This window comes from Nisaea sp., assembly GCF_040217065.1.
In the GTDB taxonomy this organism is placed as follows: Bacteria; Pseudomonadota; Alphaproteobacteria; order Thalassobaculales; family Thalassobaculaceae; genus Nisaea.
The window spans coordinates 33,720-53,565 of the sequence record NZ_JAVJNX010000006.1; the positions used below are offsets into that span (position 1 = coordinate 33,720).

The 19,846-nt window shown below is 64.1% G+C and carries 20 protein-coding genes; 2 read left to right on the top strand and 18 right to left on the bottom strand.

From position 1 onward, the window contains the following. Positions 1-11 precede the first annotated feature (11 nt). On the bottom strand, positions 12-725 hold the full coding sequence (locus tag RH950_RS08375) for a cobalamin B12-binding domain-containing protein (RefSeq protein WP_350055625.1): 714 nt from the start codon (positions 723-725) through the stop codon (positions 12-14). Positions 726-943: 218 nt separating this feature from the next. Between RH950_RS08375 and RH950_RS08380 the strand changes: the two genes are divergently transcribed. Continuing rightward, on the top strand, positions 944-2,110 hold the full coding sequence (locus tag RH950_RS08380) for a hypothetical protein (protein WP_350055627.1): 1,167 nt from the start codon (positions 944-946) through the stop codon (positions 2,108-2,110). Between the two features lie 2 nt (positions 2,111-2,112). On the opposite strand, the gene RH950_RS08385 is transcribed toward RH950_RS08380, so the two are convergent. From RH950_RS08385 to RH950_RS08465, 17 genes are all read right to left on the bottom strand, one after another. Further along, the gene (locus RH950_RS08385; RefSeq protein WP_350055629.1) at positions 2,113-2,826 is read right to left on the bottom strand and encodes a DNA helicase; all 714 of its coding nucleotides are present in this window, start codon (positions 2,824-2,826) and stop codon (positions 2,113-2,115) included. A 174-nt stretch (positions 2,827-3,000) separates the two neighbouring features. Next, entirely contained in the window at positions 3,001-3,804 is an 804-nt protein-coding gene (gene thiD / locus RH950_RS08390) for a bifunctional hydroxymethylpyrimidine kinase/phosphomethylpyrimidine kinase (protein ID WP_350055862.1), read from the bottom strand. A 28-nt stretch (positions 3,805-3,832) separates the two neighbouring features. Next, positions 3,833-5,197, bottom strand: a complete 1,365-nt coding sequence (gene glmM / locus RH950_RS08395; protein ID WP_350055631.1) for a phosphoglucosamine mutase — start codon at positions 5,195-5,197, stop codon at positions 3,833-3,835. Positions 5,198-5,240: 43 nt separating this feature from the next. Continuing rightward, the gene (folP, locus tag RH950_RS08400; protein WP_350055633.1) at positions 5,241-6,374 is read right to left on the bottom strand and encodes a dihydropteroate synthase; all 1,134 of its coding nucleotides are present in this window, start codon (positions 6,372-6,374) and stop codon (positions 5,241-5,243) included. Positions 6,375-6,378: 4 nt separating this feature from the next. Next, positions 6,379-8,313 (bottom strand): ATP-dependent zinc metalloprotease FtsH, encoded by a 1,935-nt coding sequence (gene ftsH, locus RH950_RS08405; RefSeq protein ID WP_350055635.1) that lies wholly within the window; start codon positions 8,311-8,313, stop codon positions 6,379-6,381. A gap of 46 nt (positions 8,314-8,359) precedes the next feature. Further along, positions 8,360-9,850, bottom strand: a complete 1,491-nt coding sequence (gene tilS, locus RH950_RS08410; RefSeq protein ID WP_350055864.1) for a tRNA lysidine(34) synthetase TilS — start codon at positions 9,848-9,850, stop codon at positions 8,360-8,362. After that, positions 9,754-10,839: a tol-pal system protein YbgF gene (gene ybgF, locus RH950_RS08415; RefSeq protein WP_350055637.1), complete on the bottom strand. Its 1,086-nt coding sequence runs from the start codon at positions 10,837-10,839 to the stop codon at positions 9,754-9,756. The genes tilS and ybgF overlap by 97 nt, the downstream gene beginning before the upstream one ends. A 175-nt stretch (positions 10,840-11,014) precedes the next feature. Continuing rightward, a complete protein-coding gene (gene pal / locus RH950_RS08420) occupies positions 11,015-11,539 on the bottom strand; it encodes a peptidoglycan-associated lipoprotein Pal (protein WP_350055639.1) in 525 nt (174 codons plus the stop codon). 166 nt (positions 11,540-11,705) lie between these two features. After that, positions 11,706-13,076 carry a Tol-Pal system beta propeller repeat protein TolB gene (tolB, locus tag RH950_RS08425; protein WP_350055641.1) on the bottom strand — a complete coding sequence of 457 codons (1,371 nt, stop codon included), beginning with the start codon at positions 13,074-13,076 and terminating at the stop codon, positions 11,706-11,708. A 35-nt stretch (positions 13,077-13,111) separates the two neighbouring features. After that, entirely contained in the window at positions 13,112-14,095 is a 984-nt protein-coding gene (tolA, locus tag RH950_RS08430) for a cell envelope integrity protein TolA (protein ID WP_350055643.1), read from the bottom strand. A gap of 4 nt (positions 14,096-14,099) precedes the next feature. Then, complete coding sequence (gene tolR / locus RH950_RS08435) at positions 14,100-14,552, bottom strand: protein TolR (RefSeq protein WP_350055645.1); 453 nt, start codon at positions 14,550-14,552, stop codon at positions 14,100-14,102. A gap of 3 nt (positions 14,553-14,555) precedes the next feature. Further along, positions 14,556-15,287 carry a protein TolQ gene (gene tolQ, locus RH950_RS08440; RefSeq protein WP_350055647.1) on the bottom strand — a complete coding sequence of 244 codons (732 nt, stop codon included), beginning with the start codon at positions 15,285-15,287 and terminating at the stop codon, positions 14,556-14,558. A 44-nt stretch (positions 15,288-15,331) separates the two neighbouring features. Beyond that, positions 15,332-15,799, bottom strand: a complete 468-nt coding sequence (ybgC, locus tag RH950_RS08445) for a tol-pal system-associated acyl-CoA thioesterase (protein WP_350055649.1) — start codon at positions 15,797-15,799, stop codon at positions 15,332-15,334. Beyond that, positions 15,792-16,877: a Holliday junction branch migration DNA helicase RuvB gene (ruvB, locus tag RH950_RS08450; RefSeq protein WP_350055651.1), complete on the bottom strand. Its 1,086-nt coding sequence runs from the start codon at positions 16,875-16,877 to the stop codon at positions 15,792-15,794. Before ruvB ends, ybgC begins: the two co-directional genes overlap by 8 nt. Beyond that, positions 16,874-17,500 carry a Holliday junction branch migration protein RuvA gene (gene ruvA, locus RH950_RS08455; protein ID WP_350055653.1) on the bottom strand — a complete coding sequence of 209 codons (627 nt, stop codon included), beginning with the start codon at positions 17,498-17,500 and terminating at the stop codon, positions 16,874-16,876. Before ruvA ends, ruvB begins: the two co-directional genes overlap by 4 nt. Continuing rightward, positions 17,497-18,075 (bottom strand): crossover junction endodeoxyribonuclease RuvC, encoded by a 579-nt coding sequence (ruvC, locus tag RH950_RS08460; RefSeq protein WP_350055655.1) that lies wholly within the window; start codon positions 18,073-18,075, stop codon positions 17,497-17,499. Before ruvC ends, ruvA begins: the two co-directional genes overlap by 4 nt. A gap of 49 nt (positions 18,076-18,124) precedes the next feature. Next, entirely contained in the window at positions 18,125-18,877 is a 753-nt protein-coding gene (locus RH950_RS08465) for a YebC/PmpR family DNA-binding transcriptional regulator (RefSeq protein WP_350055657.1), read from the bottom strand. 423 nt (positions 18,878-19,300) lie between these two features. Here RH950_RS08465 and RH950_RS08470 point away from each other — a divergent pair, with 423 nt between their 5' ends. Continuing rightward, positions 19,301-19,831: a response regulator gene (locus RH950_RS08470; protein ID WP_350055659.1), complete on the top strand. Its 531-nt coding sequence runs from the start codon at positions 19,301-19,303 to the stop codon at positions 19,829-19,831. Positions 19,832-19,846 lie beyond the last annotated feature (15 nt).

Genomic DNA, 19,846 nt, shown 5'->3' on the forward strand with positions numbered 1-19,846 from the left:
CGCCGCCCCGCTCAACTGACGCCCATGGCCGCCGAGTTGGAGCGCTCGCGCTCGGCGATCATCTTCTTCGCGGTCTCGACGGCAACCGCAGCATCGCGGCAATAGGCATCGGCGCCGACGCTGTCGGCAAAGGCCTCGTTCAGCGGCGCACCGCCGACCAGAACGATATAATCGTCGCGGATGCCCTTTTCCTTCATGGTGTCGATGACGACCTTCATGTAGGGCATGGTCGTGGTCAGCAGGGCCGACATGCCGAGGATGTCCGGCTTGTGCTCCTCGATCGCGGCCAGATAGTTCTCGACCGGGTTATTGATCCCGATATCGATCACCTCGAAACCGGCACCTTCCATCATCATGGACACCAGATTCTTTCCGATATCGTGGATATCGCCCTTTACCGTGCCGATCACCATCTTGCCCATGCGCGGTGCGCCGGTTGCGATCAGGAGCGGGCGCAGGATGGTCATCCCGGCCTTCATGGAGTTGGCCGCCATCAGCACTTCCGGCACGAACAGGATGCCGTCGCGGAAATCGATGCCGACGATGCGCATGCCCTCGACCAGAGCCTCGGTCAGGACGCGATAGGGAGTCCAGCCACGCCCGAGCAGGATGTTGACACCCTCTTCGACTTCGTCTTTCAGACCGTCATAGAGATCGTCATGCATCTGCTGCACTAGCTCTTCGTCGTCCAGTTCGGACAGAACGATATCGTCTTCCTCGGCCATGTCGCCTCCACAAGAAAAGCGCATTAAGTCTCTTTGCTAGCACAAGATTTACGCGGGACAGGTCAGACGTCCATGCCCGCGGGCGACATCAACTGTCGGCGGCACGACGCAAGTTCGACAATCAAAAGACGCAAGTTCGACAATCAAAAACTGGCACAATTCATCGTAAGGTTGTATTTTGACCAAAACAATTCCCCGCGATGAAGAATGAGGCCGCCATGCTGCTCGTCACAACCGTCGACGGCCCCGGTACCGCAGAGGTCGGCACGGTTGCCCGCTACCGGGCAACTGCCTTCAACCAGCCCGATCCCGGCGCGGAGGACCTGGCGCGGATCAACTGGGAGGTCAAGTGCGATGGCGTCCGCGTTTCCCGGTCTCTGGCCGCGGGTCCGGCCCTGGATGTGCCGATCGCGCCGGAATTCGCCGGCCGCACCCTCCTGGTCATGCCCTTCGCCAACAGCCCGACCGAAAAGGTTTCCGTGCGAACCGCGGTTGCGGGACAGGAACAGCAGATTACCGAGCCGGCATCCGTCGCCGTCAGCGTCGACGGCCGGCGCTACTCGGCGCAGATCAATGACGGCCCGAGCTTCTTCGTCGGCAGCGACGTCCGCTACCAGAGCCGCCGGGGCCTGATGAACACCGCGCCCGGGCCGGATATCTACAGTCCGGAACATTACCGGGAGCAGTTCGGTTTCTGGGCGGATGTCATCACCCCGACCGCGATTTGCGAGAGCAACGGCAGTTTTCACTGCCTGAACACCTACGACCGGGCCGCCTTCACCTTCGGCTTCTTCCAGGATGCGGCGCATGAGCCGGACGACAATTTCGTCCTGTTGCTGCGCCGCTTCCTGCTGCTGGAGGCAGCCAGGTTCTACTTCCCGGACCTGACATTGCTGAACGGTCACGTCGCCCAGAAGACACCCGGCGGTCCGGTACAGCTGGAAGACAGCAGCAGCAGCGAGGGACTGATGAACTATCTGAACCCCGACCCGGATGCCGTCGGCCAGCAGGAAGCAGAGGTCGCCGCCAAATTCGTGCACTGGGCCGGGAACAGTCCGGAAAACCGCGCCACCCAGGTCGCCTTCACCGTCGAACAACAGCGGCTGAAATACGCGCAATATGCCCAGCGCTACGATCTCGACGGGGCGGAGGATTCGATCTGCATCGTCGTTGCCGATATCCGCCACCAGGGCCGGGCGCAAAGCAGCGTGATCGAACAGGCCCTGACGGCCGCCGATCCCCTGGACGCCCTGCTCGAGATCGGCAGCAAGACCTATGCCGCGCGGATCGAGACCCTGCGCCGGGAGATCGGCAAGATGACGGCGGCCGGCACTCTCGGCCACCACAGCTACAGTCTGGTGAACCGGGATTTCGTCCTCGACTAGTGTCAGGCCACCGCGTCCAGCCGGATCTCCCCGTCCTGCAGGAAGCAGCTCTTGGTGAGCTGGGAGAGATCGACCGGGTTGGGCAGCCGGACATCGGACAGATCGGGCAGCGGCTTTGATCCCGGATCATAGGCCCGGTCGATCTGCGAGATCAGGACCATGACATGGCCGGCCTTTTGCGCGAATGCCTTCAGTGCGGCCACCTGATCCGCGAGCTCGGGATTCTGGCGCCTCTGATCCAGCAGCTGCAGATAATCGACCACGGCGATGCTGTGCGGTTGCGCGGCATCCATCGCGGCGATGATATGCGCGGCGCAAATGCCGTCCGAAGTGTCCAGCGTCACACTTGAGGAAAGTGTACCGGGTTCGACACCGATCGCGCGGACACGGTCGATGACATCCGCATCGGTGTAGTCCAGCGTGAAGAAGAAACCGTGCCGCCCGACCTGCGCCGCTGCGGCCAGCAATTCGAGCCCGAGCAGGGTCTTGCCATGGCCCGGGCGGGCGCCGAGCAGGACAAGATCGCCGGGCGCCAGCTGCGCCAGCATGGCACCGGCCGGCCTTTCGACGGAGGCCTTGGCGGCAAGCTGGCCCCAGCTCTTGAAGCCTTCAGCGACCGCGATGCGGTCAAGCGCCTGGTTGAGCGGGATGCCGGCCGCGCGGGACAGCAGGCGGGCCTGGCGCTTGAGACGGAAAACAGGATGAGAGAATCTCATCGGAAACCTCCTGATGCGAGCGTCGGTCGCAATCCCTCCTTATGCGCAGGCTCGAACAGCGGGTTCGAAAAGATCAAAGCCCAACATGTCGTATGCTTTCCCGGCGGAGGGGGGAGGCTCGGGCGTGCCTGTGCGGCGAGTCTATGCAGCGCCGGGCAAAAGTTCAAGCGCGGTTCAGACCTCTTCACGCAGCGTATGGGCATGATTGAGCGGACCGTGGCCGTGGCCATAACCCGGCGCGCTCAGGATCGCCTTGCGGACATAGTCCCGCGCCCTGTCGACCGCCGCCACCACGTCAAGGCCCTGCGCCAGCCCCGCGGCGATCGCCGAGGCCGTGGTGCAGCCGGTGCCGTGGGTGTGGACGGTGTCGATCCGTTCCGAGCGAAATGCGACCGGCTCCGCATCCGCGGATACCAGGATATCGACCAGCTCGTCGCCCTCCATGTGCCCGCCCTTCATCAACACGTGTTTCGGGCCAAGCTTGAGCAGGAGCGCACCGACCCGGAGCATGTCGTCCCGGCCTGCGATTTTCTGGCCCGTCAGCAGTTCGGCCTCCGGAATGTTCGGGGTCAGGATGGTCGCCCGCGCCACCATCCTGCGCTTCATGGCCTCCAGCGCCTGCGGCTCCAGCAGTGGATGGCCGCCCTTGGCGACCATCACCGGATCGACCACAAGCGGCGTATCGGGCGCCAGTTCCTGCAGTGCCTCATGCACGGTCTCGATCACCGGGATCGAATGCAGCATGCCGGTCTTGATGCAATCCGCGCCGAGATCCTTCAGCACGACCTCGATCTGCTTCCGGATGAATTCCTCATGCACGTCGTAGACGTCGTGCACACCCTCTGTGTTCTGCGCCGTCAGGGCGGTAATCGCGGTCATGGCGAAACCGCCGAGCGCGGTCACGGCCTTGATGTCGGCCTGGATGCCCGCGCCTCCGCCGGAATCGGACCCGGCACAGATCAGGACCCGGCCGCGCATCGGATGCAGCTCTCCGGACCCGGTTGCCTCAGCCTGCGACACGTTCAATCTCCCGTGCGATATCATTGACCACATCCGCGACGAGCTTCTCGTCGGCCCCTTCGGCCATGACCCGGATCAGCGGTTCGGTGCCGGACTTGCGGATCAGGACCCGGCCGCTGCCGGCAAGACGCGCCTCGCCGTCCCGGATGGCCGCCTGGACCGAGTCGAGCTGCAGCGGCGGCTCTCCGGTATAGCGGACATTCTTCAGCATCTGCGGCAGGGGTGTGAAAACCGCGGCAACCGCGCTCATCGGCTTGCCGGAGGAAATCAGCACCGCCAGCACCTGCAGCGCGGCGATAATCCCGTCACCGGTCGTCGCGTGATCGCTCATGATCATGTGGCCGGACTGCTCGCCGCCGAGATTGAAGCCGCCGGACTGCATATGCTCGAGCACATAGCGGTCGCCCACCTTGGTCCGGTGCATGGCGACGCCGATGCTTTCGAGATGTTTCTCCAGCCCGAGATTGCTCATCACGGTGCTGACCAGAGCCTTGCCGCGCAGCAGACCGGCGTCGGCCCAGGAGGTCGCGATCAGTCCCATGATCTGGTCGCCGTCGATGATCCGGCCCTGCTCGTCCGCCATGATCAGCCGGTCCGCGTCCCCGTCCAGCGCTATACCGAGATGGGCGCCGTTTTCCGTCACCGCCGCACACATGGCACTCGGGGCCGTCGCCCCGCAGCCGGCATTGATGTTCGTGCCGTTCGGGGAGACCCCGATCTCGATCACCTCGGCGCCGAGCTCGAACAGCACCCGCGGTGCGACCTTGTAGGCGGCCCCGTTGGCGCAATCCACCACCAGCTTCAGGCCATCCAGCCGCATGCCTTTCGGAAAGGTGTTCTTGGCGATCTCGATATAGCGGCCCTGGGCGTCCTCGAGGCGGCGCACCTTGCCGAGTCGGTCCGCCGGTGCCCGGTCGGAGGCGCCAAGGCTGTCGATCCGGGTTTCGATCTCGTGCTCGACCTCGTCCGACAGCTTGGAACCGTCCGGGCCGAACAGCTTGATGCCATTGTCCTGATAGGGATTGTGCGAGGCGGAAAGCATGACGCCGAGATCCGCGCGCAGGGAGCGGGTCAGGCTTGCCACGGCCGGGGTGGGCAGCGGGCCGAGCAGCACCACATCCATACCGATCGAGGTGAACCCCGCCACCATGGCCGGCTCCAGCATGTAGCCGGACAATCGTGTGTCCTTGCCGATCACCGCCAGTGGCCGGTGTCCGGGCTTCGGACGCCCGTTGCTGTGCACGAAGTGACGGCCGGCCGCCATGGCCACGCGCAACGCCGTTTCGGCGGTCATCGGCTCGGCATTGGCCGTGCCCCTGATGCCGTCGGTTCCGAAGAGATCTCTGGTCATGCAATTCCACGCAGTTTCGCGGTGACGGGAGCGATAGGGCAGCTTACCGCCGACCGGCGATACCCGCCCAGACTTTTAGTGCCTGCACGGTCTCGGCAACATCGTGCACCCGGAGGATCTGCACACCCTGCTCGACGCCGGCAAGGGCGACGGCGAGAGAGCCGGGCACCCGCTGCTTCGCCGGCTCGTCCCGGCTGAGATCGCCGATCATGCGCTTGCGGGACGCGCCGAGCAGGATCCTACAGCCGAAGCCATGCAGCAGGCCGAGCCGGGCCAGCACTTCCAGGTTCTGATCCGTGTCCTTGGCGAACCCGATGCCGGGATCGACGATGATGCGGTCCCGGGGAATGCCGGCTTGCTCGGCGTCAAGCACGCGGGTTTCCAGCTCTTCCAGCACCTGCAGCGGCGTGAAGTCATACCGCGCTTCGCCCTGCATGGTCTGCGGCTCGCCGCGCATATGCATCAGCATGGCCGGAACCCCGGAGTCCGCGACAATGCGGCGGCTTTCCGGGTCGGCAAGACCGGTCACGTCATTGACGATCTCCGCCCCGGCATCGAGGGCTGCCCGCATCACGTCCGGGCGCCGCGTGTCGATGCTGATCACCGGGCGCTTCGCGCCGGCCCGGCGGCGAATGGCTTCGATCACCGGCACGACCCTGCGGAGCTCCTCGGAGACCGGCACCGGGGCGGCGCCGGGGCGGGTGGATTCCCCGCCGATATCGAGAATGTCCGCGCCCTGCATCAGCAATGCGAAGGCATGCTCCACGGCAGCATCCGTCGCCGCGAAGTCGCCGCCATCGGAAAAACTGTCCGGCGTTACATTGACGATGCCCATGACCAGAGGACGGTCCGCCGGCAAACCGGCCAGCACGGGTCGCGGCGCGCTGATCAGGCCGATCTGGCGATCGAAGGTCTCGCCGAGACCCTCGCCTGCTGCCCAGACCGCGGCTGTATCGATCGCTGCAGGCCCCAACAGGTGAATGGAGGCGCCGGAACGGGCAATGATCTCGACGGCGGTGAATGCGGCAGGACCACCGGCCAGGGGGCGGGCCAGCCCGGCCGACAGCAACCGGTCGGCCGTCTCGCCCCGGACGATACCCGCGGGAGCAAGGCGGATGTCTGCTCCGGATGGCAAAAGGCCGCGCATCAGCGCGGCCTCTTTCAGAATGTCGGTCATGAAGCTACTCGCCGGGTTGCGGGTCGGGCTCCAGCCCACCACCGGTCTTGCCGGTGCCTTCGGCGCCACCGGTCGGTACCGACGAACGGCGACCGGCACCCGGTTTCGGGCCGTCTTCCTTGTTGTTCTTCACAACGCTTTCGCCAGCCAGCAGCGCCTTGATTTCGTCGCCGGAGAGGGTTTCGTATTCGAGCAGTCCCTTGGCCAGCGTTTCCAGCTCATGCCGGTTCTCTTCCAGAATGCGGCGGGCATCCCTGTAGGCCCCGTCCACGATCCGGCGGATTTCCTCGTCGATCACCTTGGCCGTCGCGTCGGAAACATTCTTCTGCTGGGTCACGGAATGACCGAGGAAGACTTCCTGCTGGTCCTGGGAATAGGCCAGGAAGCCGAGCTTGTCGCTGAGACCCCATTCGGTGACCATGCGGCGGGCCATGTCGGACACCATGCGGATATCCGAGGACGCACCGGTGGTCACCCGGTCCTCGCCGAAGATGATCTCTTCCGCCAGCCGGCCGCCGCAGGCAACGCGCAGATCGGCATAGAGCTTGGCACGAGAGAGCGAGATCCGGTCGCCTTCCGGCAGACGCATGACCATGCCGAGGGCACGGCCGCGCGGGATGATGGTTGCCTTGTGGATCGGGTCGCTGTCCGGACAATGCAGCGCGACCACGGCATGGCCGGCTTCATGATAGGCGGTCAGCGCCTTTTCCTCGTCGGTCATGACCATGGAGCGGCGCTCCGCACCCATCATGACCTTGTCCTTGGCTTCCTCGAACTCGGCCATGCCAACCACGCGCTTGCCCTTGCGGGCGGCGAGCAGGGCGCCTTCGTTCACCAGGTTCGCGAGATCGGCGCCGGAGAAGCCCGGGGTGCCGCGGGCGATAACCTTGGCATCGACGTCCGGACCCAGCGGCACCTTGCGCATATGCACTTTCAGGATGCGCTCACGGCCCAGGATATCCGGGTTCGGCACAACGACCTGACGGTCGAAGCGGCCGGGACGCAGCAGCGCCGGGTCAAGCACGTCCGGGCGGTTGGTGGCGGCGATCAGGATCACACCCTCATTCGCCTCGAAACCGTCCATCTCGACCAGCAACTGGTTCAGAGTCTGCTCACGCTCGTCATTGCCGCCGCCAAGACCGGCGCCGCGATGACGACCGACAGCGTCGATTTCGTCGATGAAGATGATGCAGGGTGCGTTCTTCTTGCCCTGTTCGAACATGTCGCGGACACGGCTGGCGCCGACGCCGACGAACATCTCGACGAAGTCGGAGCCGGAAATGGTGAAGAAGGGCACATTGGCTTCGCCGGCAATCGCGCGAGCAAGCAGCGTCTTACCGGTACCCGGAGGGCCCACCAGCAGGCAGCCCTTGGGGATCTTGCCGCCGAGACGCTGGAAGCGCTGCGGGTCCTTCAGGAACTCGACGATCTCCTCAAGCTCGGTCTTGGCTTCGTCGATACCGGCGACATCGTCGAAGGTGACGCGTCCGACCTTCTCGGTCAGCAGCCGGGCACGGCTCTTGCCGAAGCCCATGGCCTTGCCGCCGCCGCCCTGCATCTGGCGCATGAAGAAGATCCACACGCCGATGAACAGCAGCATCGGGAACCAGGAGATCAGTATACCGAGCAGACCCGACATGCCCTCTTCCGGCGGCGCCGCGGAAATCCGCACGCCCCCTTCCTTGAGCCGGTCCACAAGTCCCGGATCGTTCGGGGCGTAGGTCGCGAAGGTGCGGCCGTCGTTGAAATGACCCTTGATCGTATTGCCCTGGATCACGACGTCCGTCACCCGACCGGTTTCCACCGCGCCGAGGAAATCCGAGAAAGCGAAGTTCGGATAAGTGCCGGGTTTGTTCGAGCTCTGGAACAGATTGAACAGCGCCACAAGCAGGACGCCTACGATGATCCAGAGTGCGAGATTCTTGCCGAAATTGTTCACGCCGATTGTGCCTCGGTAGGGTTCCTATTCAGCCGGACGCTCATTCTTAGTCGTTCGTCGCGGCCCTGTCATCCCTGCTGACCCGGAAAGCCTCAGCTACCCATGGTACGGCGGGACGAAATTCAATTCGGAACAGGTCGGCTTCCAAGGGCCGCTGACTTGTCCATGCTTCCGAAAGGTGGGGGGCAAACAGACGCCCGTCAAGGTCGGTCAACGCAGGAAGCGACGTGCGGACGCCGATTGGCAGCACCACGGAGGGTTTCCTGGCGGCGCCGGAGAGCGCTAACCGGCGCTCACCTTTGCCCGTCAGCATGTGGATCCAGACCGGCTGCGTGCCCGACCATTCCACGTCAAATCTGCCGTCCCACCGTTTTTCGACCGGACCGCGGAGCAATTCGACCCCTGTCCCCCGTTGGGTTTCCCTGGCGATCCAGAGCGTATCGCCGCTGCCGCGCCAGACAAGGCAACCGCCGAGCGTGGTCCGGTTGCCCCGGCCGCCATCCAGCCACGCCAGAAAGCGGTCCAGCCCGTCAGCCCGCGGCGGGTAGTCGAGTCCGCCGATCGATTGCAGCAAACCGGACATCAGTTTGCCCCGCAGCGGCAGCGGCATTTCCCGCACTGCGGAAAGCCTGAGCGCGGCGAATCCGCGCGGGTCCAGGTTGCCGGCGCCCAGAAGGAACGACACCAGCCGGGTTTCGCTCCAGTCGCGCAACCGGCCGAACGCCCGCCCAAGGCGGCCGAGCGTGCCCGCATCCAGACCGGCATCGGCCAACCGGTCCGCCTGCTGCCGGACCCGAACCCGCTCGAAGCGCCGGTCCCGATTGCTAGGGTCCTCGATCCAGGCCTGCGCTTCGACGAGACACTGGGCGCGGAGCCGTGCCGGCGGCACCGGGAGCAGCGGGCGCAGCACAGGGATGGTGCCGCGCATCTGCCGGGGCCTGATTCCCGCCAGCCCGTCGGCACCGCTGCCCCGCGCAAGGCGCATCACCATGGTTTCGGCCTGATCCTGCATATGGTGCGCGAGAAACAGGCCCCGTGCGCCCAGGGCCGTCGCCCGGCCCGTCAGCAGCCTGAAGCGCACCGACCGGGCCGCCGCCTGCAGGCCGGTAGCCGGTTTCCCGCCATGCCAGGTCAGGATCTCGTGTTCGATTCCGCGCGCTCCCAGCCAGCGCGACACCTGACCGGCTTCCGCCGCGGAGTCAGGCCGCAATGCATGGTCGACCGTCGCGGCGACCAGGCGATGCCCATGGGCCCGGCACCAGCGCGCCAGAAGGAGGCAAAGCGCCATGCTGTCCGCACCACCGGAAACGCCGACGACAAAGATGGAGGGGGGGGCGGCGGCAAGCGCCGGGTCGGCGCTCCCGAGAAGCGCCTCGAAATCACAGTCCGAAACCGGCGCGATAGCGGACAGACGCTCCCTCCCGCGATCAGAGGCGTGGATCAGCAGCCGATCCGCTGCCGTTCCGTCTCCGCCCGGCGTTTGATATTGGCGGAGGCGTTCGGGAAGTCGGCCTTCAACTGGTCGAAGGTCACGCAGGCGTCCTGCTTCCGGTCCATCCGGGCAAGCGAGAAACCGAGTTTCAGCAGGTTGTCGGCAGTCTTGGAGCTGCCCGGATATTCCGTGTAACCCGTTGCGAAAGTCTTGGCCGCACTGGCGAAATCCTTGCGCACATAATAGGTCTCACCGAGCCAGTAGATTGCGTTACCGGCCAGCGGATTCTTCGGATGACGCTCAAGGAATGCACTCAACGCCTGCTCGGCAGAGACGAAGTCCTGCTTCTGCAGATAGGCAAAGGCGTGCTTGTACTGCTCTTCCGGTGTGCCGTCGGGAAGGATTGGCTGGGTTTCCGCCGGCGGAGCACTGGCGACGGCCGCGGGGGCGGATGTTGCAGCAGGCGGCTTGCCGGAATCGGCAGGCGGCACAGTCCCGGCATCGAGGGCCTTGATTTCGGACTGCTTCAGGTAACCGAAAACGCCCTGGCCCTGACCGGCTTCAGGCGTCTCCGCAGGCGTCGGGCTGGCCGAGGCCATATTATCTGTATTGGAAGTGCTCTGACCGGCATCGCTCTGCGCCGGAACACCGCCACGCTCCAGGGATTGCAGCCTGAAATCGATATCGCGGACGAGCCGGTCAAGACGGCCGGAATTCTGCTCGACCTTGAACTCGACCTCCTCGATCTTTCCGGTAAGGGAGCGGATCAGGGTTTCGAGCTGCTGCAGCCGGACTTCGACCCGGGCGGCATGGCTGGTGTCGAAGCTCGCGCCCTGATTGCCCGACGCAGTCGCTGTCCCGGAGGTGATCGGTGCCGGCATGACCGGTGTCGCCGTGATCCCGGTGCCGGTGCCGGTGCCGGTGCCGCGATAAAGCTGACGCTGCAGGTCCTGCATGTCGCGCTCCATCCGGTCGAGACGGTTCATCAGGTTCTGGACATCCTGTGCAACAGCGGGCACTGCCGTCGCCGAGATGACCATGAGGGCCGCGACAGCAATCGCGCGTGCACCGCCAAATACGAACCGGCTCGTCATTTTTTAAACTCCCAGTCTCACAATCGCCGCGACAACCTAGTTTGGCCCGCCAATCGAGCAGGATTAAGGCACGGGCGGCCAGTGGAACAGAGTGAACTCCGCCTCCACAAAAGACAACGCGCCGGTCTGGTTAACCAGACCGGCGCGGTCTAACTCAGGCGGAAAGGCCGAGGCCTTAGTTGATGGTGGTCACACCGCGACGGTTCTGGGCCCATGCTTCTTCATTGCTGCCGAAAGCGACCGGGCGTTCCTTACCGTAGCTGATCGTGCTGACGCGGCCGGCATCGATGCCAAGCGCAATCAGGTAATCCTTCGCCGCACTGGCACGGCGCTCGCCGAGGGCCAGGTTGTATTCCCGGGTGCCGCGCTCATCACAGTGGCCTTCGATCGTTACGGTCGCGCTCGGATATTTGCGCAGCCAGAAAGCCTGACGCTCGAGCGTCGTCCGGGCATCAGCGGTCAGGTCGTACTTGTCGAACCCGAAGAACACGCGGTCGCCGACTTCTGCGACGAACTCTTCGCGCGAACCCGGAGCCGGGGCCGTGCTAACGGCACCAGTTGATGCCGACGAGGTCGAGGGCTGGTTCGCAGCCGGAACAGTCGACCCTGCGCCGCCCGACTGAGACGCCGTCTCCTGGTCGGTCGAGCACGCGGCAACAAGCAGAGCCGCGGCCACGATAGAAAGAAACTTCATTGTCATTCTAAACACCCCCACAGAAGTGAGCCTTCGATCCAAGTTTTCGGTCGTGCCCCATAGACTCTAACCGGACGCGCCAATCCTTTGAGCTATCTAACAGATTTCTCAGGAAGGCGATACCCGCTCGTTACAGGATCAAGCTCGTCGCACGAAATATATTTACGTGTCTCTAAGGAATCAAGGGCGACCACGCGGGATCGGAAGCATCCACTGGCGTTACAATCTCGCGCTCGTTATATCCTGTGAGGTCAATGGAGTAGAGTTTGGTCTTGCCGCCACGGCCCGAAGAGTCCGATGGGAACTGTTTGAAATATATCAGAACCCGCCCGTTTGGAGCCCAGGTTGGCGACTCCACGAGGTAGCCCTGGGCGAGCAACCGCTCCCCGGTTCCGTCCGGCCGCATGACCCCGATATAGAACTGACCGCCAACGATTTTGGTGAAGGCGATGAGGTCTCCGCGCGGAGACCAGACCGGCGTGGCGTAACGCCCCTTGCCAAAACTGATACGCTGCACATTGTCACCGTTCGCATCCATCACATAGATCTGCTGGCTGCCGCCACGGTCGGAGTTGAAGGTGATCTGGCCACCATCCGGCGCGAAAGTGGGCGAGGTATCGATCGACGGGCTGTCTGTCAGGCGACGCACCCGCCGGGTGGCGAGGTCCATCGTATAGATGTCGGTGATGCCATTGCGGGCAAGACTCATGATCACCCGGTTGCCGTCGGGTGAAAAACGCGGCGCGAAGGTCATGCCGGGGAAATCGCCGAGCACTTCCTGCTGACCCGTCTCGATGTTGAAGATATAGACCCGCGGCTTGTCGTTGTAGTAGGCGAGGTAAGTGATCTCCTGCAGGGTCGGCGAGAAGCGCGGGGTCAGCACGAGATCCTTGCCGTCGGTCAGGAAACGGTGATTTGCACCGTCCTGGTCCATGATGGCCAGCCGCTTGGTCCGGCGGTCCGGCGGGCCGCTTTCGGCGATATAGACGACGCGGGTATCGAAATAACCGGATTCACCGGTCATCCGCTGGTAGATCGCGTCGGATATGATGTGGGCGACGCGACGCCAGTTCGCCGGCACCGTGGTATAGGCATTGGCCACCATCTGCTGTTCGGCGAAGACGTCCCAGAGCCGGAACTCGACCTTCACCGCGCCACTCGCCTCGAAACTCACGGCGCCATGAATCAGGGCCTGCGCATTGATCAGCCGCCAGTCGCCGAAGCGCGGCAGCGCGCTCAGCGATACATTGCGCTGGATGAATGCCGCACTGTTGATCGGCGCAAACAGCCCGGAACGCTCGAGATTGGCGGCGATCACGGCGGCAATGTCGCGGCCGATCTGCGCGCTTTCGGCATTGTTGCCGGTGAATTCGGAGACCGCCACGGGAAGGGGATCAACCTTGCCCTGGGTAATGTCGATCCGCAGCTCGGCCCGGACGGGGCTTGCGGCGAAGAGCAACAACAGCAGAGCCGGTATGATCCACCGGCAAAGCAGTGCGGCAGTCGTGAATTCGATAGCACGGAACGGTCCAGCGAACGTCATGATCGGCCTCTCAAATCGGTCGTGATCGCAATTCTTCACAGCAGATCCCTCGGATTGAATCTCATGGTGATGGTTTTCCATGACTCATACTTTTCGGGTGGCAACGGAAGCTTGCCACAGCTCAGCACTGCGCGCCGGGCGCTTTCGGCGGCACTGCGGAAGAAACCGTCCCGGGACAGCCGGGCCTGATCGACAATGCGCGCCTCGCGCACGGTGCCGTCGGCACCCATCTGCAAGGCGATCTCTATGACAAGGTCTTCAGCGTCCTTGGCCCCGGCCGGCACGTTCCAGCATTGCGCGATCTGCCGGCGCACCGCGTCGATCTCACTGATCGAGACCTTGTTTTCCGGGTCGAACGCCTTGTCGGACCGGCTGCGGGCAGGAGCCTGCAACTTGGCCAGGACATCCTTCAGGGGATCGGCCTTCTCCTTCGGGTTTTCTTCCTTCGGCTGGACCTGCGGTTCGGGCTCGGTCTTCTCAAGCGTCTTCAGCAGGCGCGAGAAATCGAGCTTCTTGTCGTCCTTCTTCGGTTTCTTCTCAGCCTCTTTCGGCTCCGGCTCCGGCGTGCGCGGCTTCGGCCGCGGCTTCGGGGCCGGGCTCGGGGCCTGCGCGACCTTCTCCGGTTCCGGCGCTTTCTCGGGCGCCGGTTTCGGGATCGGCGCAGGCTCGGGCTTCGGCTCTTCAGCGACCGGTTTCGGCGCCGGCTCTGGAACAGGCTCGGGCTCGGGCGCGGGGGCCGGCGGAGGCGGGGGTGGCGGAGCGGCGGCTTCCGGCGGCGGTGGCGGCGGCGGCTTCGGGGCTTCCGGCTCGGGCTCAGCCGCCTTGGGTGCCGGCTCTTCGGCTTTCTCCGGCTCGACCGCTGTCGTCGGCGTGTTGGTCACTTCGGAAACATTCACCACATCGACGATGACCAGCTGCTCCGGCAGAATGTCGTCATTCCGGAGTTCAGGCAGACCGAACCACGCAAACGCGAAGATCGCGACATGCAGGCCGGTGGATATGGCGAGCCCGGTGCGCATGGTGTCAGCGCGTCCCCTTGCTGTTCGGAATTTCGGCCAGAAGCGCGACCTTCTTGAAGCCGGCGGCGCTGATCAACCCCATGACCTCCATCACCGTGCCGTACTGGATCGTCTTGTCCCCACGCACGAAGATCCGCACATTCGGGCGCTGGCCTGTGACCGCGTTCAGCCGCGGCACCAGGTTTTCCCGAGGCACTTCGGTCTCCTGCAGAAAGATCACACCCTCGGCATTCACCGAGACCACCAGCGGTTCAACCTCGTCGGTCAGCTGCGCCGCCTCGGTTTTCGGCAGGTCCACAGGCACGCCCACCGTCAGCAGCGGCGCGGTCACCATGAAAACGATCAGCAGCACCAGCATGACATCGACCAGCGGCGTCACGTTGATTTCGCTGAGCGGACGATACCGCCCGCGCGCCCCGCGGCCGCCGCGCCCGGTTCCGATCATGGAAGCGGCCATGGCTCAGCCCCCCTCGTCAAGCTGGCGGGACAGGATGGAGGCGAATTCGCTGGAGAAGGTTTCAAGCCGTCCGGCGAACCGGCCGAGATCGGTGGAGATCTTGTTGTAGGCGATCACCGCCGGGATGGCGGCGATCAGGCCGAGAGCCGTCGCGAACAGGGCTTCGGCAATGCCCGGCGCCACCACCGCGAGGGAGGTGTTCTTGGTCGCCGCGATGGACTGGAAGCTGTTCATGATCCCCCAGACGGTCCCGAACAGCCCGACGAACGGGGCGACGGAGCCGACAGAGGCGAGGAAGGTCATATGTTTTTCAAGGCGGTCCATCTCGCGGGAAATGGAGAGCTGCATCACCTGCTCGATGCGCTGGCGCAGGCTGGCCCGGATCTCCGAGCCTTTCGTGGTCAGCCCCTTGGCCGCCGATCGGCGCCATTCCCGCATCGCCGCGGCGAACACGCCGGTCATCGGATCCGCCGGTTGCGATCCGATCCGGTCATACAGATCCTCGAGCGAGCCGCCGGACCAGAAGGCCTCTTCGAAGTGCTCGGCCGCCTTCGCAAGCCGCCGCATCTTCAGGCACTTGTCGACGATGATCGCCCAGCTCCAGACCGAGGCGCCGATCAGGACCAGCATCACGGTCTTCACGATCCAGTCCGCGGTCAGGAACAACCCCCAGATGCTCATGTCCGTGGCGGCGGTCCCGCCAAGTGTCACGGTATCGACTATTGTCTGATCCATTTAGCTACTCTTCTCCGACGTCTGTCCTGTGGCCCAAGCAGTGGTCATCGCGTTTCCGCCCCCTCCTGCTCGTCCAGTTTCGATTTGACCGATTTCGGCACCCGTACGGGCCGCCCCTTCCGGTCCAGGCAGGCAATGGTGCTGTCCACTTTCACCAGGTGACCGTCCGCCCCGGCCTTCGCAATGGTCTGTTCGACCTCGAAGGAGGCGCCCCTGATGCCGGCGATCCGGGTCCGGATCTCCAGAGCATCGTCGAGCCGGGCGGGCAGGCGAAAATCGATGACGCTGCGACGCACCACGAAATTAACGCCTTCAGCGTCGGCAAGTTCCGACTGGGAGACCCCGATATCGCGGAGATATTCGGTGCGGCCGCGTTCGGCAAAACGCAGATAGTTGGCGTGATAGACGACTCCGCCGGCATCCGTGTCCTCGTAATAGACACGGGCATGCAGGACATGGCTGCCGTCCGGCGCGCGCCCCGTCACCGACGGCTGGATCAGCCGCTCAGACATCCGCGTCCCCGGAATCGTTGTCGAGAAGGGTCATCTGCGCGGCTTCGGCCGGCGTCCGGTTCGGCACGGCCAGGCCGAGATAACGGTAGCCGGACTCCGAGAGAAGCCGGCCGCGCGGGGTACGCTGCAGCAGTCCCTGCTGCAGCAGGTAGGGCTCGATCACTTCCTCGATCACATCGCGCTGTTCGGCAAGCGCCGCGGCAAGGGTTTCCGCCCCGACCGGACCACCGCCGTAATTGTCCGCGATGCAGCGCAGATAGCGTCGGTCCATGGCATCGAGCCCGCGCTTGTCGATATCGAGCCGGTTGAGCGCCGCGTCCGCCGCCTGCTGGTCAATTTCATCCACCCCGGCCACAGTCGCGAAATCCCGGACCCGGCGCAGCAGACGCCCGGCAACGCGCGGCGTTCCGCGCGAGCGGCTGGCGACTTCCGCCGCGCCTTCGGGCAGCAGGTTCATGCCGAGCAGGGAGGCGCCGCGCATGACGATGCTCTGCAGCTCCTCGGGCGTGTAGAATTGCAGCCTGAGCGGAATGCCGAACCGTTCGCGCAGAGGCGTCGTGATCAGGCCTGACCGCGTCGTCGCCGCCACCAGCGTGAACGGCGGCAGATCGATCCGGATTGAGCGCGCCGCCGGGCCTTCGCCGATGATGAGATCAAGCTGAAAATCCTCCATGGCCGGATAGAGCACTTCCTCTACGGCAGGATTAAGGCGATGTATCTCATCGATAAAGAGAACATCCCTTGCCTGGAGGTTGGTCAGCAGGGCGGCGAGATCGCCCGCCTTGGCGATCACCGGCCCCGATGTCGCGCGGAAATTCACCCCAAGCTCGCGGGCGACGATCTGGGCCAGCGTGGTCTTGCCGAGACCGGGCGGACCAAAGAACAGCGTATGGTCCATCGCCTCTTCGCGCGCCTTGGCCGCCTCGATGAAAACCTTCAGGTTTTCCCGGCTCTGTTTCTGGCCGACAAAGTCGTCAAGCGTGACCGGACGCAGCGCCCGCTCGGGCGTGTCCTCGGTCGACCGCTCGCCATCGACGAGACGGCCCTCTGCGCCATCGTCATCTTCCCATGCACTCACGAGGCCAGCTCCTTGAGCCCGCCGGTGATCAGCTGGTTCAGGTCCGCATCCGCTCCGGCCGCCTTGGCCGCGGCATGCACCGCACCATAGGCAACGCCGCGCTCATAGCCGAGATTCACCAGGGCGGAGATTGCTTCCGCGATCGCCTTGGATTCAGGCGCCGGCGCCGCCTTCCCGCCTGCCGCGGACACCGGCGACGCCGTATTCACGCCGAGCGAGATGTTCACCGCCTTGTCCTTCAGCTCGTTGACGATCCGGCCGGCGAGCTTCGGGCCGACGCCATCCGCCCGGGTCAGCATCTTGGCGTCGCCGGCAGCGACCGACCGGAGAATCTCGTCCGGCGCCAGCGCCGACAGGATGGAGAGCGCCGCCTTGGCGCCGACACCCTGGACCGTCTGCAGAAGACGGAAGGTTTCCTGCTCGGCCTTGTCGGCGAAACCGTAGAGATGAATGTGATCCTCGCGGACATGGGTCTCGACAAGAACCGAGACGCCGGCGCCTGTATCGCCCAGCTTCGACAGCGTCCGGCTGGAAGCAAAGATCAGGTAGCCGACCCCGCCGACATCCAGCACCGCATTGCCGTCGCCGATCGCATCGAGAATGCCCCGCAATTTCGCGATCACTGGCCCAACTCCTTGCGCAGGGCCGCCTGGATGGCGCGCTCATATCCGCCGGATGCGGATTGCTGCTTGATCCGCGACACGCCCACAGTCTCGCCGTAGGCGTGCCGGCTCTGGGCGAAATGCGCATGGCAGATCGCAACCGCCAGCGCATCCGCCGCATCGGCAGAGTCGAAAACGGCATCGGGCAGAAGCTTGCTTACCATGATCTGAACCTGGTCCTTGTTGGCATGCCCGGCGCCGACCACGGTTTTCTTCACCCGGTTCGGCGCATATTCGGTGACCCGCAGCCCCTGCTTGGCCGGCGCCAGAAGCACAGCGCCGCGGGCCAGTCCGAGTTTCAGGGTTGATTCGGGGTTCTTGTTGACGAACGTCTCCTCGACCGCTGTCTCGCCGGGGCCGTAGCGATCGAGAATACCCAGCACGCCATCATGCAATTCGAGGAGACGTTCCGCGATGGACCGGGAGGCAGTGGATCGTAGGGTCCCGTTGGCGACATGGCGGAGCCGGTTGCCGTCAACGTCGATCACACCCCACCCGGTAAAGCGGAGTCCCGGGTCGAGACCGAGAAGCCTCATCGCAGCTGCATCTCCCCAATCACCTGTTGGCCGGCGACAGGCCGCCCGGTCAGGCGGCCGCCGTCAATTTCCGCATGATCTCGTCCGGGATCTCGAAATTCGCCGAGACGGACTGGACATCGTCAAGATCTTCCAGGGCCGCCAGCAGTTTCATGATGGTCTCGGCATGAGACTCGTCCACCGGCACGGTGTTTTGCGGTTTCCAGGAGAACTCGGCCTCTTCCGGCGCCCCGAATTTCTCGGAGAGCGCTTCGCGAACGGCGCTCAGATCATCCGGTGCGCAGGTGATGACGTGACCATCCTCGGAGGACTCGACATTCTCCGCGCCCGCTTCAAGGGCGGCCTCGAACATGGCATCGGCATCCGCCTTGTCTGCCGGATAGGAAATCTGGCCGACCCGGTCGAACATGAAACTGACCGAATTGGTCTCCCCGAGGGTCCCGCCATACTTGGAAAAGGTGGACCGGACCTCGGACGCCGTCCGGTTGCGGTTGTCGGTCAGCGCCTCGACGATCATGGCGACACCGCCGGAAGCATAACCCTCGTAGCGGATGTCCTCGAAATTGTCGTCCGCGCCGCCGCCTTCGGCTTTTTTCAGCACCCGGTCGATATTGTCCTTCGGCATGTTGGCCTCGCGGGCCGCCTGAATGGCCGACCGCAGCCGCGGGTTAGCGCTCACATCGGTACTCGCCTTCGCCGCGACCGCGATCTCCCGGATCAGGCGCGTGAACAGCTTGGCGCGCTTTTTATCCTGCGCGCCCTTGCGGTACATGATGTTCTTAAATTGGGAATGCCCTGCCATTTCCTTACAGTCCTCGTGGGGTCCAGGCTCATTCGATATGCCGGCGAAAGCACTGCTGCGCCTCCGACCGGCCCGGAGGCCGGATCAATCGGCGAATCGGGCCGCAAGTCAAGAGCGGCAGAGAAACTTATTTGCCCTCGCACCGCAGTTTTCCGCCGATCACGATCGAAGCCAGTTTAGTAAAAACCGGCTATTTCTATACCAGATATTGTAGGAAGACGCATCAGGAGAGGCGGATTTCCGGGATATCGGGCGAAAACGCACATTGCGAATATCCACACCATGCACTGCGACCCTGAATGGATAATCCGGCAATCCGGCTATAGCCTTCCCCATCGGAAGTCGACTAAACTCCCTGTAGTGACAATATATTACAAAGATTCTACGGATTTCCGTATACCGGAACCGGGGAAGTCGTGGTGAATGTCTCAGAGTCCGACCAACGAAGCACGCTTTCAGCGCCTCTCGGTGATGATCGTCGAAGACAGCCAGCCCATGCGGGAAGTGCTGCGGGCGATGCTGCAGTCAGTTGGCGTCAAGAACATCATCGATGCGCGCGACGGCCAGCACGCCATCCGCAAGCTCAGCGAATATCAGGTTGATCTGATCATCACCGACTGGGTGATGGAGGAGATGGACGGCATAGAGTTGACCCGCTGGATCCGGAACGATCCCGCGAGTCCCGACGAGTTCCTGCCCATCATCATGGTCAGTGGCCACACGGAAGCGAACAGGATCGAAATGGCGCGCGATGCCGGCGTGACCGAATTCATGGCAAAGCCCCTGACCGGCGTCGGCCTGATCCAGCGCCTTGTCGCCGTGGTCGAGTATCCGCGCCCCTTCGTCCGCACAGATAAATATTTCGGACCCGATCGCCGCCGGAAGGTGCAGTCTTTCGACGGAGAAGAACGACGGGCCGCCGAACTGCGCGACCGGGACGCACGCAGCGCCTGACAAAACTGGACAAAC

What these genes read in the sequence shown, in the direction of transcription:
- RH950_RS08375 (WP_350055625.1), bottom strand. Translation starts at nt 725, where the DNA reads ATGGCCGAGGAAGACGATATCGTTCTGTCCGAACTGGACGACGAAGAG.
- RH950_RS08380 (WP_350055627.1), top strand. Translation starts at nt 944, where the DNA reads ATGCTGCTCGTCACAACCGTCGACGGCCCCGGTACCGCAGAGGTCGGC.
- RH950_RS08385 (WP_350055629.1), bottom strand. Translation starts at nt 2,826, where the DNA reads ATGAGATTCTCTCATCCTGTTTTCCGTCTCAAGCGCCAGGCCCGCCTG.
- thiD (WP_350055862.1), bottom strand. Translation starts at nt 3,804, where the DNA reads ATGCGCGGCCGGGTCCTGATCTGTGCCGGGTCCGATTCCGGCGGAGGC.
- glmM (WP_350055631.1), bottom strand. Translation starts at nt 5,197, where the DNA reads ATGACCAGAGATCTCTTCGGAACCGACGGCATCAGGGGCACGGCCAAT.
- folP (WP_350055633.1), bottom strand. Translation starts at nt 6,374, where the DNA reads ATGACCGACATTCTGAAAGAGGCCGCGCTGATGCGCGGCCTTTTGCCA.
- ybgF (WP_350055637.1), bottom strand. Translation starts at nt 10,839, where the DNA reads ATGACGAGCCGGTTCGTATTTGGCGGTGCACGCGCGATTGCTGTCGCG.
- pal (WP_350055639.1), bottom strand. Translation starts at nt 11,539, where the DNA reads ATGACAATGAAGTTTCTTTCTATCGTGGCCGCGGCTCTGCTTGTTGCC.
- tolB (WP_350055641.1), bottom strand. Translation starts at nt 13,076, where the DNA reads ATGACGTTCGCTGGACCGTTCCGTGCTATCGAATTCACGACTGCCGCA.
- tolA (WP_350055643.1), bottom strand. Translation starts at nt 14,095, where the DNA reads ATGCGCACCGGGCTCGCCATATCCACCGGCCTGCATGTCGCGATCTTC.
- tolR (WP_350055645.1), bottom strand. Translation starts at nt 14,552, where the DNA reads ATGGCCGCTTCCATGATCGGAACCGGGCGCGGCGGCCGCGGGGCGCGC.
- tolQ (WP_350055647.1), bottom strand. Translation starts at nt 15,287, where the DNA reads ATGGATCAGACAATAGTCGATACCGTGACACTTGGCGGGACCGCCGCC.
- ybgC (WP_350055649.1), bottom strand. Translation starts at nt 15,799, where the DNA reads ATGTCTGAGCGGCTGATCCAGCCGTCGGTGACGGGGCGCGCGCCGGAC.
- ruvC (WP_350055655.1), bottom strand. Translation starts at nt 18,075, where the DNA reads ATGAGGCTTCTCGGTCTCGACCCGGGACTCCGCTTTACCGGGTGGGGT.
- RH950_RS08465 (WP_350055657.1), bottom strand. Translation starts at nt 18,877, where the DNA reads ATGGCAGGGCATTCCCAATTTAAGAACATCATGTACCGCAAGGGCGCG.
- RH950_RS08470 (WP_350055659.1), top strand. Translation starts at nt 19,301, where the DNA reads ATGTCTCAGAGTCCGACCAACGAAGCACGCTTTCAGCGCCTCTCGGTG.